This is a genomic window from Rahnella sp. PD12R (assembly GCF_019200965.1).
GTDB classification, from domain to species: Bacteria; Pseudomonadota; Gammaproteobacteria; order Enterobacterales; family Enterobacteriaceae; genus Rahnella; species Rahnella laticis.
Genome location: NZ_JAHTMS010000001.1, coordinates 176,685 through 191,622 on the forward strand (window position 1 = coordinate 176,685; position 14,938 = coordinate 191,622).

The 14,938-nt window shown below is 52.7% G+C and carries 15 protein-coding genes; 1 reads left to right on the forward strand and 14 read right to left on the reverse strand.

What is annotated here, in order from left to right; all coding sequences use genetic code 11:
* Positions 1-37 precede the first annotated feature (37 nt).
* From lipB to leuS, 12 genes are all read right to left on the reverse strand, one after another.
* The gene (lipB, locus tag KWG64_RS00825; protein WP_218520664.1) at positions 38-721 is read right to left on the reverse strand and encodes a lipoyl(octanoyl) transferase LipB; all 684 of its coding nucleotides are present in this window, start codon (positions 719-721) and stop codon (positions 38-40) included.
* Positions 722-793: 72 nt separating this feature from the next.
* Entirely contained in the window at positions 794-1,057 is a 264-nt protein-coding gene (ybeD, locus tag KWG64_RS00830; RefSeq protein ID WP_101075657.1) for a DUF493 family protein YbeD, read from the reverse strand.
* 125 nt (positions 1,058-1,182) lie between these two features.
* Positions 1,183-2,391, reverse strand: a complete 1,209-nt coding sequence (gene dacA / locus KWG64_RS00835) for a D-alanyl-D-alanine carboxypeptidase DacA (RefSeq protein WP_101075658.1) — start codon at positions 2,389-2,391, stop codon at positions 1,183-1,185.
* Between the two features lie 154 nt (positions 2,392-2,545).
* The gene (gene rlpA / locus KWG64_RS00840) at positions 2,546-3,697 is read right to left on the reverse strand and encodes an endolytic peptidoglycan transglycosylase RlpA (protein ID WP_218520665.1); all 1,152 of its coding nucleotides are present in this window, start codon (positions 3,695-3,697) and stop codon (positions 2,546-2,548) included.
* 9 nt (positions 3,698-3,706) lie between these two features.
* Positions 3,707-4,819: a peptidoglycan glycosyltransferase MrdB gene (gene mrdB, locus KWG64_RS00845; RefSeq protein ID WP_112287630.1), complete on the reverse strand. Its 1,113-nt coding sequence runs from the start codon at positions 4,817-4,819 to the stop codon at positions 3,707-3,709.
* Positions 4,820-4,825: 6 nt separating this feature from the next.
* Entirely contained in the window at positions 4,826-6,730 is a 1,905-nt protein-coding gene (mrdA, locus tag KWG64_RS00850; protein WP_152326435.1) for a peptidoglycan DD-transpeptidase MrdA, read from the reverse strand.
* Positions 6,731-6,768: 38 nt separating this feature from the next.
* Positions 6,769-7,239 (reverse strand): 23S rRNA (pseudouridine(1915)-N(3))-methyltransferase RlmH, encoded by a 471-nt coding sequence (gene rlmH / locus KWG64_RS00855; RefSeq protein ID WP_013576495.1) that lies wholly within the window; start codon positions 7,237-7,239, stop codon positions 6,769-6,771.
* A gap of 3 nt (positions 7,240-7,242) precedes the next feature.
* Positions 7,243-7,560 carry a ribosome silencing factor gene (rsfS, locus tag KWG64_RS00860; RefSeq protein WP_152326436.1) on the reverse strand — a complete coding sequence of 106 codons (318 nt, stop codon included), beginning with the start codon at positions 7,558-7,560 and terminating at the stop codon, positions 7,243-7,245.
* Positions 7,561-7,766: 206 nt separating this feature from the next.
* On the reverse strand, positions 7,767-8,444 hold the full coding sequence (nadD, locus tag KWG64_RS00865) for a nicotinate-nucleotide adenylyltransferase (RefSeq protein WP_195823557.1): 678 nt from the start codon (positions 8,442-8,444) through the stop codon (positions 7,767-7,769).
* Between the two features lie 14 nt (positions 8,445-8,458).
* The gene (gene holA, locus KWG64_RS00870) at positions 8,459-9,499 is read right to left on the reverse strand and encodes a DNA polymerase III subunit delta (protein WP_195814215.1); all 1,041 of its coding nucleotides are present in this window, start codon (positions 9,497-9,499) and stop codon (positions 8,459-8,461) included.
* Positions 9,496-10,125 (reverse strand): LPS assembly lipoprotein LptE, encoded by a 630-nt coding sequence (lptE, locus tag KWG64_RS00875; RefSeq protein WP_195823556.1) that lies wholly within the window; start codon positions 10,123-10,125, stop codon positions 9,496-9,498. The genes holA and lptE overlap by 4 nt, the downstream gene beginning before the upstream one ends.
* Positions 10,126-10,139: 14 nt before the next feature.
* On the reverse strand, positions 10,140-12,722 hold the full coding sequence (gene leuS / locus KWG64_RS00880) for a leucine--tRNA ligase (RefSeq protein WP_218520666.1): 2,583 nt from the start codon (positions 12,720-12,722) through the stop codon (positions 10,140-10,142).
* A gap of 269 nt (positions 12,723-12,991) precedes the next feature.
* Here leuS and KWG64_RS00885 point away from each other — a divergent pair, with 269 nt between their 5' ends.
* The gene (locus tag KWG64_RS00885; protein ID WP_195814212.1) at positions 12,992-13,489 is read left to right on the forward strand and encodes a zinc ribbon-containing protein; all 498 of its coding nucleotides are present in this window, start codon (positions 12,992-12,994) and stop codon (positions 13,487-13,489) included.
* Between the two features lie 49 nt (positions 13,490-13,538).
* On the opposite strand, the gene KWG64_RS00890 is transcribed toward KWG64_RS00885, so the two are convergent.
* Together KWG64_RS00890 and gltK are read right to left on the reverse strand one after the other, a co-directional pair.
* Entirely contained in the window at positions 13,539-14,264 is a 726-nt protein-coding gene (locus KWG64_RS00890; RefSeq protein ID WP_195814211.1) for an amino acid ABC transporter ATP-binding protein, read from the reverse strand.
* Entirely contained in the window at positions 14,261-14,938 is a 678-nt protein-coding gene (gene gltK, locus KWG64_RS00895) for a glutamate/aspartate ABC transporter permease GltK (protein ID WP_195823554.1), read from the reverse strand. Before gltK ends, KWG64_RS00890 begins: the two co-directional genes overlap by 4 nt.

Genomic DNA, 14,938 nt, shown 5'->3' on the forward strand with positions numbered 1-14,938 from the left:
CTAAAACGTTGATAAGTCTGATGGTAAAGCACAGAAATCAGAGCGGAGAAGTTACGTACTGCTCAATTTGCCAGGGCAGATAATCCACTTGCTGATAATCAAGACGGTGATTGAAGGATTTCACCAGAACCGGCATAACCTGATCAACGGTCAGCCCCGGCTTTTCCAGGCTAGCCTGTGTCATTTCCAGACCTGCATATCCGCACGGGTTAATCCGGTGAAACGGCTCGAGATCCATATCAATATTCAATGCCAGCCCGTGCAATGAACAACCTTTTCGAATGCGCAGGCCGAGGGAGCAAATCTTTTTGCCATCGACATAAACACCGGGCGCATCGGCACGCGGGTAAGCATCGATAGAAAAGTGCGCCAGCGTATCCACTACGGTTTGTTCGATAGCTGTGACTAACTGACGGACGCCCAGTTTTTTCCGCTTCAAATCGACCATCACATACATCACCTGCTGGCCCGGTCCGTGATACGTGACCTGACCGCCGCGATCGCTTTGGATCACCGGAATATCGCCGGGCATTAAAACGTGCTCTGCCTTTCCTGCCTGACCCTGAGTAAATACGCGCGGATGCTGAACCAGCCAGATTTCGTCCAGCGAGTCGGCGTTCCGGTGCTCAGTGAAATGGTGCATGGCCAGAGAGACAGGCTCATACGGCTGAAGGCCAAGCTGGCGCAGTACGATACGTTCTTGCGGATTATGTGATTGCACGGCAGTTATCGTCAGTAGGAGGAGGGAAAACGCGCGACAGAATTTCTCTCGCGCGGGTCGGTCAGAAAGGGCTTACAGCACCATGCGGACAATTTCGATATTACCCAGTTCAGAATACAGGGTTTCGACCTGATCGATGTGGGTGGCGGTGATCGTAATTGAAACGGAGTGATAATTCCCTTTACTGCTCGGTTTTACCTGAGGGTTGTAGTCGCCAGGCGCATGGCGTTGCACGACTTCCACAACCTGGTCCACCAGCTCGGGTTGTGCCAGGCCCATTACTTTGTAGGTAAAGGAGCAAGGGAATTCGAGCAGTTCGTTCAGTTTGGTTTTCATGTGCACTCCAGCGTGTTGTACAGCGTATTAAGTTTTATCTCTGAAAGTATAACTCCCGCCGAAGCGGGAGCCATAATCTATACCGATTATATGGGGATTGTTGCAAACTTTTTCAAGCGGGCAACTTAGCCAAACCAGTGGTGGAACATCAGCTTGATATAATCGACGATGCGGCCGAAGAAACCGCCTTCTTTCACTTCGTTCATCACGACCAGCGGACGTTCATCAATGGTTTTACCATCAAGCTGGAAATTGATTGAACCCACGACCTGATTTTTCTGCAATGGCGCGTGCAGTTCAGGTGTGTTCAGCACATAGCTGGCTTTCAAATCTTTCATGCGGCCGCGCGGGATGGTCAGATAAGCATCTTTCTCAACGCCCAGCGCAACGCGATCGGTATCACCGAACCAGACTGGCTCAGAGGCAAATTCTTTACCTGCTTTCAGCGGAGAAACGGTTTCGAAGAAACGGAAGCCCCAGGTCAGCAGTTTTTTGCTTTCAACTTCACGGCCTTTATAAGTATGGCCGCCCATGACAGCAGAAATCAGACGCATCTGGCCTTCTGTTGCGGATGCCACCAGGTTATAACCCGCGGAATCGGTATGGCCGGTTTTGATGCCGTCAACGTTCAGGCTGTTATCCCACAGCAAACCGTTACGGTTCATCTGGCGGATGTTGTTGAACGTGAACTCTTTTTCTTTATAGGTTGCGTACTCTTCCGGTACATCGCGGATCAGTGCCTGACCAATCAACGCCATGTCGCGAGCAGAACTGTACTGACCGGCGGCATCCAGACCATGAACGGTACCGAAATGGGTGTTTTTCAGGCCCAGCGCGTTCACGTAGTTGTTCATGATAGCAACGAAAGCATCCTGACTTCCTGCGACGTGATCGGCCATTGCCACACAGGCATCGTTGCCTGATTGCAGAATAATGCCGCGGTTGAGTTCAGAAACCGGCACGCGATCGCCAGGTTTGAGGAACATCAGGGAAGAACCTTTGAACACCGGGTTACCGGTTGCCCATGCGTCCGGGCCCACGGTGACGATATCGGTCGGAGAGATTTTGCCGGCTTTGATGGACTGACCGATAACATAGCTGGTCATCATTTTGGTCAGGCTGGCGGGATCACGACGCGCATCGGCATTCATTTCTGCCAGAACTTTGCCGGAGTTGTAGTCGATCAGGACGTAGGCTTCTGCATCAATTTGCGGAACGCCAGGGATCATTGTTTTTAAATTAACATCGTCGGCATAGGCGGACGCTGCACTGAAAGTGATTACGGTGCCAAATGCGAGGCTTTTGACTAAACGTGAAGTGTTTACAAGTTTCATGATCGGGACAACAACATCCGTGGAGGTAAGTGATAAACGTGCGCCACTATAGCAGAAGAGTCATAAGTCAGACATCTTCGATTACCGGCGCTTACTGACTTTTACTTATAAGAAAAGGGACTTATAAGTCCGGGGCCTGAGCCCCGGAGGGGTATTACATGCTGGCAGTGACAAAAGACTGCTGCTGGGCTTCGCTGGCGAGCCGCTGTTGCAGCTGTACCGCCTGCTGGCGCGTGCTGAAGGGCCCAAGCTGAACGCGGTAAGTGCTGCCATTGGCCTGCACTTTGCCCGGAACATTGAAGCGCTGGCTCAGGCTTTTCTGCCATAACTGTGCGTTCTGAGGATTACTCAGTGCGCCGACCTGTACCATATAACCAGAGCTCGGAATGGCAGTAGTATGCGCGGGTGCGGCGGCAACCGGCGCGGAAGAAGCCGCGATAACTGGCGCCGCGCTGGCTGTTACCACCGGCGCGACAGGTTCGCTGCCTTCAAGAACGCCCGAGCGCAATGGCGTTGGCGCACTCAGAAAACCGCCGCCGCCGCTGTTGCCGGACATTGTGGTGGCCGCAGGCACATTTGCGTTGCTGCTGTCTTCGTCATTGGTCAGCGGTGCTGCGTTCGGATTGCTCAGCGTATTGTTGCTGATCGGACGCACGTCAGACGTGTTGACCGGTTCTGAGGACAGTGTCGGCGTACCCATGCTGCTGGCACCCAGGCTCGGGCGTGATGGCAGGGCATAGGATTGCTTGGCTACGGTGGTACCGATGGTGCCCGGGCCTGACATCGTTCCGTCCGGTGCAACGTTAATGAAATCAACGCGGACTTTGGTGCTGTTAGTCAGGTTCAGACGATCTGCAGCAGCCTGAGACAAATCAATGATTTTGCCCGGAACATACGGGCCACGGTCATTTACACGCACCACCAGCATACGTCCGGTTGCCATATTGGTAACGCGCACATAGCTTGGAATTGGCAGGGTAGGATGCGCCGCCGTCATGGCTGTCGGGTCGAATTCTTCGCCAATCGCCGTGGTATTACCGCCGTTTTCCTGACCGTACCAGGCTGCCTGACCGACTTGCGAGAAGTTTGACGGATCTTTGACGATCTTATAGGTTTTACCGTTGACGGTATAATCCTGCATCGTGCCCTGATTATAAGGTTCGTAACGCGGATCAGCCCCGCCGATTTCCACCACAGGGCCGTTGTAGGCTTGTTGCGGTGCCGGTTGTTGTTGCTGAGTTTCATCAGTGGCGCAGCCACTTAACAGCAAACCGATAATGACAGCTCCAAGCCACTCCTTACGCATTGCTCACCTCTATAAATTTTTTGACAACATTTTTCGATGAGTATGTATCGACATGACGATACCAAACCCTGCCATTAGCACGATGAGTGCCGACCCGCCATAGCTGACCAGAGGCAAAGGTACCCCAACTACCGGGACAATACCACTGACCATACCGATGTTAACAAACACATAAACGAACAGAATCAACATCAAACCACCGGACATTACGCGCCCAAATGTGGTCTGCGCATTGGCCGCGATCACCAGTCCGCGCATGATAAGGCACAGGTAAAGCCCGAGCAGAACCAGCACGCCGATGAGGCCCAGTTCTTCGGCCAGTACGGCAAAGATAAAGTCGGTATGACGCTCTGGCAAGAATTCCAGCTGTGACTGCGTTCCGTGCAGCCAGCCTTTGCCTGAGAGGCCGCCGGAGCCAATCGCAATTTTCGACTGAATAATATGATAGCCCGCCCCGAGCGGATCGCTTTCCGGATCAAGCAGCATCATGACGCGGTCTCGCTGATAATCGTGCATCAGGAAGAACCACAATATCGGAATAAAGGCGGCGACCAGAATGGCGGCGACGGCAATCAGTTTCCAGCTCATGCCCGACAGGAACAGGACAAACAGGCCTGATGCGGCAATCAGAATTGACGTCCCGAGATCTGGCTGCGCAGCAACCAGCAGGGTAGGGATGAAAATCAGCGCCAGTGCAATGGCGGTATTTTTCAATGATGGCGGGCAAACGTCGCGGTTGATAAAGCGGGCGACCATCAGCGGAACGGCTATTTTCGCCAGCTCTGACGGCTGGAACTTGATAATCCCTAAATCCAGCCAGCGTTGCGCACCTTTACTGATACTGCCAAACGCATCGACCAGCACCAGCAGGAAAACGCAGAATATATAAAGATAAGGCGCCCAGCTTTCATAAACGCGCGGGGGAATTTGCGCCATCACCAGCATAATCACCAGGCCCATCAGGATCTGACCGATTTTACGTTCCATCATGCCCATGTCCTGACCGCTGGCGCTCCACATCACGAACGCACTGTATGTCAGCAGCGCAAGTATGATCAGCAACATGGTCAGGTCGATGTGCATTTTCGACCACAATGATCTTTTTTGTTGGTTCTCAGTCATTGCCGGTTAATCACCTTCAGTTCCCGGTGGCGCGGGTGCGTCAGCCGGCAGTTGTGTCGTGTTATCGCCCAGTAAAATATGGTCGAGTATCTGCCGCGAAATTGTCCCTACCGCCGGGCCTGCACCACCGTTTTCCAGCACTACAGCAACGGCGACGGTCGGTTTGTCATACGGCGCGAAAGAGGTCATCAGTTTGTGGTCACGCAGATGCTCAGCAATCTTATGCGCATTATAGATTTCATTGGCTTTCAAACCGTAAACTTGTGCTGTCCCGGATTTCGCAGCCGCTTTGTAAGGCGCATCGGCGAAATATTTACGGGCCGTACCGTTCGGACGGTTGGCAACGCCATACATCCCGTCTTTCGCAATTTCCCAATAACCGGAATGGATATCGCCAATCTGCGTGGTTTCCTGCTGCTGATACGGCACCTGTTTGCCATCCACTTTCGTGCTCAGCAACAGGTGCGGCGTTTTGACATTGCCGTCATTAATCAGCGTGGTCATGGCTTTCATGATTTGCACCGGCGTTGCGGTCCAGTAACCCTGACCGATGCCGACAGGAATAGTGTCACCCTGATACCACGGTTTTTTAAAGCGTTTAAATTTCCAGTCGCGGTTTGGCATATTGCCGCTGCGCTCTTCGGATAAGTCGATACCGCTGTACTGACCATAGCCGAATTTCCCCATCCATTCAGAAAGACGGTCAATCCCCATGTCGTACGCAACCTGATAGAAGAAGGTATCCGCCGATTCCTCAAGGGCTTTGGTCACATTCAGGCGGCCATGACCCCAGTGTTTCCAGTCACGATAGCGCTTGTCTGAGCCGGGTAACTGCCACCAGCCGGGGTCAAACAGAGAGGTGTTTTTGTTGATCACGCCGGTCGTCAGCGCCGACACGGAAATATACGGTTTCACGGTTGACGCCGGAGGATAAACGCCTTGCGTGGTACGGTTGATCAGCGGTTTGTTCGGATCGTTTAACAACGAACTGTAGTCTTTGCTGGAAATCCCGTCGACGAACAGATTCGGATCATAGCTTGGGTTAGACACCAGCGCGCGGATTGCGCCGTCACGCGGATCAGTAACCACCACGGCGGCGCGGCTGCCGGTCAGCAGGACTTCAATATATTGCTGAAGCGGCAGGTCGATGGTCAGATAAATATCTTTCCCGGCCTGAGGCGGCTCCTCATGCAACTGGCGGATCACGCGGCCACGGTTGTTAACTTCCACTTCTTCATAGCCGGTTTTGCCGTGAAGTGTGTCTTCGTAAAAACGTTCGATGCCGAGTTTACCGATATCATGCGTCGCGGCGTAGTTTGCCAGAATGCCGTCTTTATCCAGACGCTCAACGTCGCGATCGTTAATTTTCGACACATAGCCTATAACGTGCGTGAGGGCCGAGCCATACGGGTAATAGCGGCGCTGATAGCCTTTGACTTCCACACCGGGGAAATGGAACTGGTTCACGGAGAAACGTGCGACCTGAACTTCTGTCAAAGCCGTTTTCACCGCAATAGACGTAAAGCGACGCGAACGCTGGCGCTCTTTTTTGAAGTTCTCGATATCGTCCGGGGTTAAATCAACGATAGGTTTCAGCCCTTCGAGCGTGGCCTGAAGATCATCGACCTTTTCGGGCACAAGTTCGAGCTGATAAATAGTGCGGTTTAACGCCAGCGGAGTTCCGTTGCGGTCATAGATAATGCCGCGGCTTGGCGCAATCGGCACCAGCTTGATCCGGTTATCATTGGAACGGGTCTGATAATCCTGAAAACGGACAATCTGCAAGTTATACAAATTGAAAGCCAGGATACCACTAAGTAGCAGAATGCCTATGAACGCCACCAGTGCACGGCGCACAAAGAGGGCTGATTCAGCCGTATAGTCGCGAAAAGGGTTACGATCTATTTTCATCCCACTACTTAATTCATGTTGCTGACATTCACCACCCGTTATTCGCGGTGGTATGGATGATTAGTGGTAATACTCCAGGCGCGGTAAAGGCTTTCCGCGACCAGAACCCGAACCAGCGGGTGAGGAAGTGTCAACGGAGAGAGCGACCAGCTCTGTTCCGCTGCGGCTTTACAGGCCGGTGCCAGCCCTTCCGGGCCGCCGATTAACAGGCTGACATTTCGTCCGTCCTGTTTCCAGCGTTCCAGTTGTTGCGCCAGTTGCGGGGTTTCCCACGGTGTGCCCGGAATATCCAGGGTTACAATGCGATTACCTTTACCGACAGCAGCCAGCATCTGTTCGCCTTCTTTTTCAAGAATGCGTTTGATATCAGCGTTCTTACCGCGTTTCCCTGCCGGAACTTCAGTCAGTTCAAACGGCATATCTTTCGGAAAACGGTGCAGGTAATCGTTAAAACCGGTTTGTACCCAGTCAGGCATTTTTGTGCCGACGGCGACAAGTTGCAGTTTCACGCATTAACCCCAGAGTTTCTCGAGCTCATAAAGCTGACGGCTTTCTTCCTGCATGACGTGAACGATGACTTCGCCCAGATCGACAACAACCCAGTCGGCTTCGTTGATGCCTTTCACGCCCATCGCGTCCATACCGGCCGCTTTCACTTCTTCAACCAGATGTCCGGCGATAGCCACTACATGGCGGCTGGATGTACCGGTACAAATAATCATGCAATCAGTAATACTGGATTTACCTTTAACATCAATGGCAATGATGTCTTGTGCTTTCAGGTCGTCGACTTTATCGACAACAAAATCTTGGAGCGCTTTACCTTGCAAAGGTTCCCCCTGGGGATGTTTGAAACAATTGACCTCACAAGACAGCCGACGGTGAATCACCGAAGTAAAGGCCCGTCTCATGATGGATACACATAGCGGTAATCAGGAAAACAACTGAAAACGTTTAACAATCAATACATTGTATTGGTTAATCACGCAGCGTTATCGAGAGCCGAAATTAAGCGGCGCAGTATACCACGCGTTAGCTACTCGCGGTACAAGCCCTGTGATTCTATATAGCGCTCAACGGCAGATGGCAGCAAATCTGAGCAATCAAGCCCCGCATGACGTCGTTCGCGGATTTCCGTCGCTGAAATATCTAGCAGCGGCGTATTGGCCTGATAAATGAATCCGGCGGGTTTCAGTTTGAGTTTCTCCGCATCGGCCACCCGGTGTGCGTCGTACCAGCGCTGGAGCGCCGGCGTATCGAGCTGTTCCTGATATCCCGGACGCGCCATCACCACCAGATGACAAAAATCGAGCAACGATTCCCAGCGGTGCCACTTGTGCAAGGTCAGCAATGAATCCTGGCCAATGATAAACGCCAGCGGGCAATCATCGCCATGTTCTTTACGTAACGTTGCAAGTGTCTCAATGGTGTAGGACGGCGTATCGACATTCAGCTCACGTGAGTCCACGGAAAACAACGGATTACCTGCAACGGCCAGCTCAACCATGTGCAGACGCTGTTGCGAGCTGGCTTCCGGTTGCGGGCGATGAGGCGGCACGTTGTTTGGCAACAAAATGACCTGAGCAAATCCGGCCTGTCCGGCCAGGCTGGTCACCGGTTTCAGGTGCCCGAAATGAATCGGATCAAAGGTTCCGCCGAAGAAAGCCAGTAATGGTGCCGGGCGTGAGAAAGAATGTGAAGTGGTGAGTGACATACCGGTGTCCTGCTTCAATACGAACCCGAACCTACATAATCAACCGGCAGCGGTTTTCCACACAATAACATGGAGAGGCTTTCCAGTTCTGACCAGACAGACTGACCATAATCCTGTTTCAGGGTGATTTCCATTTGAGTCAGCAAACGGACAGCCTGCGTCAGATGTTCGAGTGATAAACGTTGTAACGCCTGCGTCACCAGCGTCCGGCGGTTTTGCCAGACCTTTTGCTGATCAAAGAGCGTGCGCAATGGCGTCGAATCCATTTTACGCTTCAGGTTAAGCAGCATCAGAAGTTCGCGTTGCACGGTTCGCAGCAAAATAACCGGTTCGCTGTCTTCCTGCTGTAGCTGACGCAAGATGTGCCAGGCACGTTTGCTTTTACCTGCCAGCAGTGCGTCGAGCCAGTGATAGGGCGTAAAGTGCGCGGCGTCGTTGACGGCCGTTTCAACGCGTGGCAGCGTGAGTTTTCCGTCAGGATAAAGCAGGGAAAGCCGCTCGAGGGACTGAGCTAACGCCAGCAGATTGCCTTCATAGCAATAACATAAAAGCTGGTTTGCCGGTTCATCCAGTTCAAGCGATAACGCCTGAGCGCGGCGTGTGACCCAGCGGGGAAGCTGCGCCTGTTCCGGCGTCTGACAGCTGACAAACACGCCTTTATCACTCAGCGCTTTAAACCATGCGCTGTTTTCCTGCGCTTTGGTCAGTTTGGTTCCGCGCAGCAACAGTAAGATGTCGTCATGCAAAAGGGTGGTCAGCTTGAGTAATTGTTCTGCCATCGGCGCAGTCGGGCCATTATCAGGCAGGATCAGCATCAGGGTCTGGCGGCTGGCAAACAGGCTCAGCGCCTGACAGATACTGAAAATTGACTCCCATTCGGTATGGGTGTCGAGGGCAAAAGTGTAGTGTTCCTGAAAATCAGAAAGCTGAGCCGCTTTACGGATGCTGTCCTGACTTTCCTGCAAAAGCAGAGGATCGTTTCCACATAACAGATAACAGGCGCGCAGCCCCTCACGGAGCTGCGCGGCAAGTTGTTCCGGGTAAATTCGGATCATTTTGCGGAAGTGCTGGCCGGAGCCGGGGTTGATACTTCAGAGGTATCATACGACGTGCTGTCAGCTGACCGGGTAGAAATCACTTCTACCTGGCCATTCACTTCATCCGCTTTACGCAGTTCTGACGCATGAACCGTCAGTAACTTACGGATCAGCTGCTGAGCCGCCTGCTGACGCATCTCTCCGATAATAATGTCCTGCTCGTTATCTTTTGCCAGCGCCGTTAACGGGTTGTCAAAGAAGGCGCGGAACACTTTTACATGGATCGGATAGAGGTCTTTACCCGGCATCAGGACTGTTGCACTGACGTCCATTTGCATCTGGTATTCAGCTGTTTTCCCGTCCTGGAAAATTGACGCGGTGCTTCTGCCCGTCGATTCACCACCGATACGCAGCGACGGAATATTCTTACGCTGTTCTTTGGTTGGATCATCAACAATGGTGACGTTACTCAGACGTAACTGAGTTCGTATGTTACGCGTCAACGGACCGTACGGGTCACTACTGTCCAGAACGATGGTTCTCAGCTCGTCCGGAACGTTGGTTTTTCCACGTAAGTGAAAACCACAGCCTGCTGTTACCAGCACTGCTGCGGTCAGCAGCAGCGTCATTATAGGATGTCGCACAGATCCTCCTTGACTCAACCTACAACCAGGTTAAGCAGTTTGCCCGGGACGTAGATTACTTTGCGGACCGTAACCCCATCCAGATATTTTGCGACCAAATGTTCTTCTGCCGCACGCTCGCGCACTTGTTGCTCGGTAGCATCAGCGGCTACGGTGATTTTAGCACGTACTTTACCATTCACCTGCACAACGACCAGTTTGGAATCTTCGACCATGGCCTGCTCATCAGCCTGTGGCCACGGCGCAGTATCCACATCACCTTCACCGTTCAGCGCCTGCCAGAGGCTGAAGCAAACGTGCGGGGTGAACGGATAAAGCATGCGGACAACGGCCAGCAGAGCTTCCTGCAACAGTGCGCGATCCTGTTCAGTTTCCTGAGGTGCGCGGCCCAGCTTGTTCATCAGCTCCATCACCGCGGCGATTGCGGTATTGAAAGTCTGACGACGGCCAATATCGTCGGTGACTTTGGCGATCGTTTTATGCAGGTCGCGACGCAGATCTTTTTGCGCTTCGTTCAGGGAAGCCGCATCAAGGGCAACGGCCGGGCCTTTTTCGGAATGTTCATAAGCCAGTTTCCAGACACGTTTCAGGAAGCGGTTCGCCCCTTCAACGCCGGATTCCTGCCATTCCAGCGTCATTTCTGCCGGAGAAGCGAACATCATGAACAGACGTACGGTATCCGCGCCGTATTTATCAACCATGACCTGCGGGTCGATGCCGTTGTTTTTAGACTTGGACATCTTGCTCATGCCGGCATAAACCAGCTCGCGGCCCTGTGGGTCAGTCGCTTTGGTGATACGGCCTTTTTCGTCGCGCTCAACGGTAGCATCGGCCGGAGAAACCCAGACGCGCTCGCCGCCGTTGCCGGTGTAGTAGAACGCATCCGCCAGAACCATGCCCTGACACAGCAGACGTTTAGCCGGTTCGTCAGAATCGACCAGGCCCGCATCGCGCATCAGTTTGTGGAAGAAGCGGAAATACATCAGGTGCATGATGGCGTGTTCGATACCACCAACATACTGATCAACCGGCAGCCAGTAGTTAGCCGCAGCCGGATCCAGCATGCCTTCGTCATACTGCGGGCAGGTGTAACGCGCGTAGTACCAGGATGATTCCATGAAGGTATCGAAAGTGTCGGTTTCACGCAGACCCGGCATACCGTTCACTGTAGTTTTCGCCCACTCAGGATCGGCTTTAATCGGGCTGGTGATGCCGTCCATGACGACGTCTTCCGGCAGGATAACCGGCAACTGATCTTCTGGTGTCGGGATAACAGTACCGTCTTCCAGTGTGATCATCGGGATTGGCGCACCCCAGTAACGCTGACGGGAAACCCCCCAGTCGCGCAGACGATAGTTCACTTTGCGCTGGCCCACGCCCTGAGCGACCAGTTTATCGGCAATCGCATTGAAGCCATCTTCGTGATTCAGACCGTCGAATTCGCCGGAATTGAACAGCGTGCCTTTTTCGGTCATGGCTTCTGCGTTGACGTCCGGCTGGCTGCCATCCAGATTCAAAATAACGGGCTTAATCTGCAGGTTATATTTGGTGGCAAATTCCCAGTCGCGCTGGTCGTGGCCCGGAACGGCCATTACTGCGCCTGTGCCGTATTCCATCAGGACAAAGTTGGCGACCCAAACCGGCAGTTTTTCACCTGACAGCGGATGAACCGCATACAGGCCCGTTGCCATGCCTTTTTTCTCCATGGTTGCCATTTCTGCTTCGGCAACTTTGGTATTGCGGCATTCGTCAATGAAATCGTTCAGGGCTGGATTATTGATAGCGCCCTGTTGTGCCAGCGGGTGACCGGCGGCAACAGCCACATAGGTTGCGCCCATGAAAGTATCAGGACGGGTCGTGTAAACCGTGACTTTTTCGTCGCTGTCCGCCACGTCGAAAGTGATTTCCACACCTTCGGAACGGCCAATCCAGTTACGCTGCATGGTTTTAACCTGCTCAGGCCAGCTTTCCAGCGTGTCCAGATCGTTGAGCAGCTGATCGGCGTAATCGGTGATTTTGATAAACCACTGTGGAATTTCTTTACGCTCAACCTTGGTATCACAACGCCAGCAGCAACCGTCGATAACCTGTTCGTTCGCCAGAACGGTCAGGTCATGCGGGCACCAGTTAACGGCGGAAGTCTTCTTATAAACCAGGCCTTTTTCATAAAGCTTGGTGAAGAACCATTGTTCCCAACGGTAGTAATCCGGTTTGCAGGTCGCGATTTCGCGATCCCAGTCATAGCCGAAGCCCAGCAGTTTCAGCTGGTTCTTCATGTATTCGATGTTTTCGTAAGTCCACGGCGCCGGTGCTGTGTTGTTTTTCACCGCGGCACCTTCGGCTGGCAGGCCGAATGCATCCCAGCCGATAGGCTGCAGAACATTTTTACCGAGCATGCGCTGGTAACGGGAAATCACGTCACCAATGGTGTAGTTGCGCACGTGTCCCATGTGGAGACGACCTGACGGATAAGGCAACATGGAGAGACAGTAATATTTCTCCTTACCAGGCTGTTCGGTAACTTTGAAGGTTTGCTTCTCTTGCCAGTGAAGCTGAACGTGTGACTCAATGTCTTCTGGACGGTATTGCTCTTGCATGGCGGCCGGTGGTCCTGTGAGTGAAAACAGCTACGCCTGTAGCTCAAAAAGTTTTAATCAAAAGATCCGCATAGCATAGCCGATAAGCGGAGGGTGCAACAACACCCGCTGAAGGGCTAACGGGGATTTCTGCCTTCTTCTGACGCATTATTCATAATCTGCGAGCCAGCCCGGGATAATCTGCGCAACGTATCAGGGATTTACGTCTAAAATAAAGACAATACGCTCCCGCCGGGCAAACGGTCATGTCAGTTCAAGGAGAGGAAGTTATGAGCAATATTACGCAATCTTACCGCCAGTTAGTGTCTTCGCTGACCGAGCGGTTAAAAAATGGCGAACGTGATATCAGCGCACTGGTGCAGGATGCCCGTGTCCGTCTGCAACATGAAGGTAAGTTGTCAGAAATTCAGATTGAACAGTTAACCTCCGCCGTCAGGCGCGACCTGCATGAGTTCGCGCGCAGTTACGGCGAAAGTCAGCGCGCGGTGGCTGAAGATGACGGAACCGACAGCGTATTTTTACGTGTGATTAAAGAAAGTCTGTGGAAAGAACTGGCTGACCTGACGGACAAAACGCAGCTGGAATGGAAAGAAGTGTTTAAAGACGTCAGCCATCATGGCATTTATCACAGCGGGGAAGTGGTGGGGCTGGGAAATCTGGTTTGTGAAAATTGTCATTTTCATCTGGCGGTATACACGCCAGAAATTCTGAGCCGCTGTCCAAAATGCGGAAATACCGAATTTAGCCGTCGCCCGTTTGAACCGTGATATTTGATTGCCTGCTTCCGGAGCAGACCGGAAGCAGGCAATTCACGTTTTAGTGCAGGATTTTCGCCAGGAAATCGCGGGCACGATCAGATTCCGGATTATTGAAGAAGTCGTCTTTATTACGGTCTTCCACAATTTTACCTTCATCCATGAAAATCACGCGGTTTGCCACTTTACGGGCAAAGCCCATTTCGTGGGTGACCACCATCATTGTCATGCCTTCGTTTGCCAGCTCAACCATTACGTCCAGCACTTCGTTGATCATTTCCGGATCAAGTGCGGAAGTCGGTTCGTCAAACAGCATAGCGATAGGATCCATACATAATGCGCGGGCGATAGCGACACGCTGCTGCTGTCCGCCGGAAAGCTGGCCGGGGAATTTGTTGGCGTGAGCGGATAAGCCCACACGTTCCAGCAATTTCAGGCCTTTTTCTTTCGAGGCTGCTTTATCGCGTTTCAGCACTTTTACCTGAGCAAGCGTCAGGTTGTCGATGATCGATAAATGCGGGAACAGCTCAAAATGCTGGAACACCATGCCGACTTTTGCGCGCAGCTGAGCCAGATTGGTTTTTTTGTCATTGACCGGCGTGCCGTTGACCAGGATTTCGCCTTTCTGAATCGGCTCCAGTCCGTTAACGGTTTTGATCAGCGTCGATTTACCCGACCCGGAAGGCCCGCAAACAACCACAACTTCACCTTTTTTAACTTCGGTGCTGCACTCGGTCAGCACCTGAAAGTGCCCGTACCATTTAGAAACATTCTTCAGTGAAATCATGAAACGGTCCTTTTCTTCAAATAACGCACCAGCAAGGAAGCGGAAAGGCTGATAACAAAGTAAATAAGTCCTGCAAACAGCACCATCTCTACCAGCGTACCGTCACGGTCGCCGATATTGGATGCGCTGCGGAAGAAGTCGGCGAGGCCCAGAACATACACCAGCGAGGTATCCTGGAATAAGACGATCGCCTGGGTCAGTAACAACGGCACCATCGCGCGGAAGGCCTGCGGCAAAATCACCAGTTGCATGGACTGCCATTGGGTCATGCCCAGCGCCAGCGCGGCAGAAGATTGCCCGCGGGCAATACTGATAATCCCGGCGCGAATGATTTCGGAATAGTAGGCCGCTTCAAACAAGGCGAACGCAACCATCGCTGAAATCAGGCGGATATCCGTCTTAGGGGATAAACCGAGCACTTTTTGCAGGAAGCCGGGCACAATCAGATAGAACCACAACAACACCATGACCAGCGGCACGGCGCGGAACAGGTTGACATAAGCCGAGGCAAACCAGCTGACCGGTTTGAAAGACGATAAACGCATCACCGCCAGCAGCGTACCCCAGAGGATACCGACAACAATCGCCAGCGACGTGATTTTCAGGGTGATGACCATGCCCTGCCACAAATACGGCAGGCCGGGGCCGATAGAACTCCAGTCAAATTCATGCAT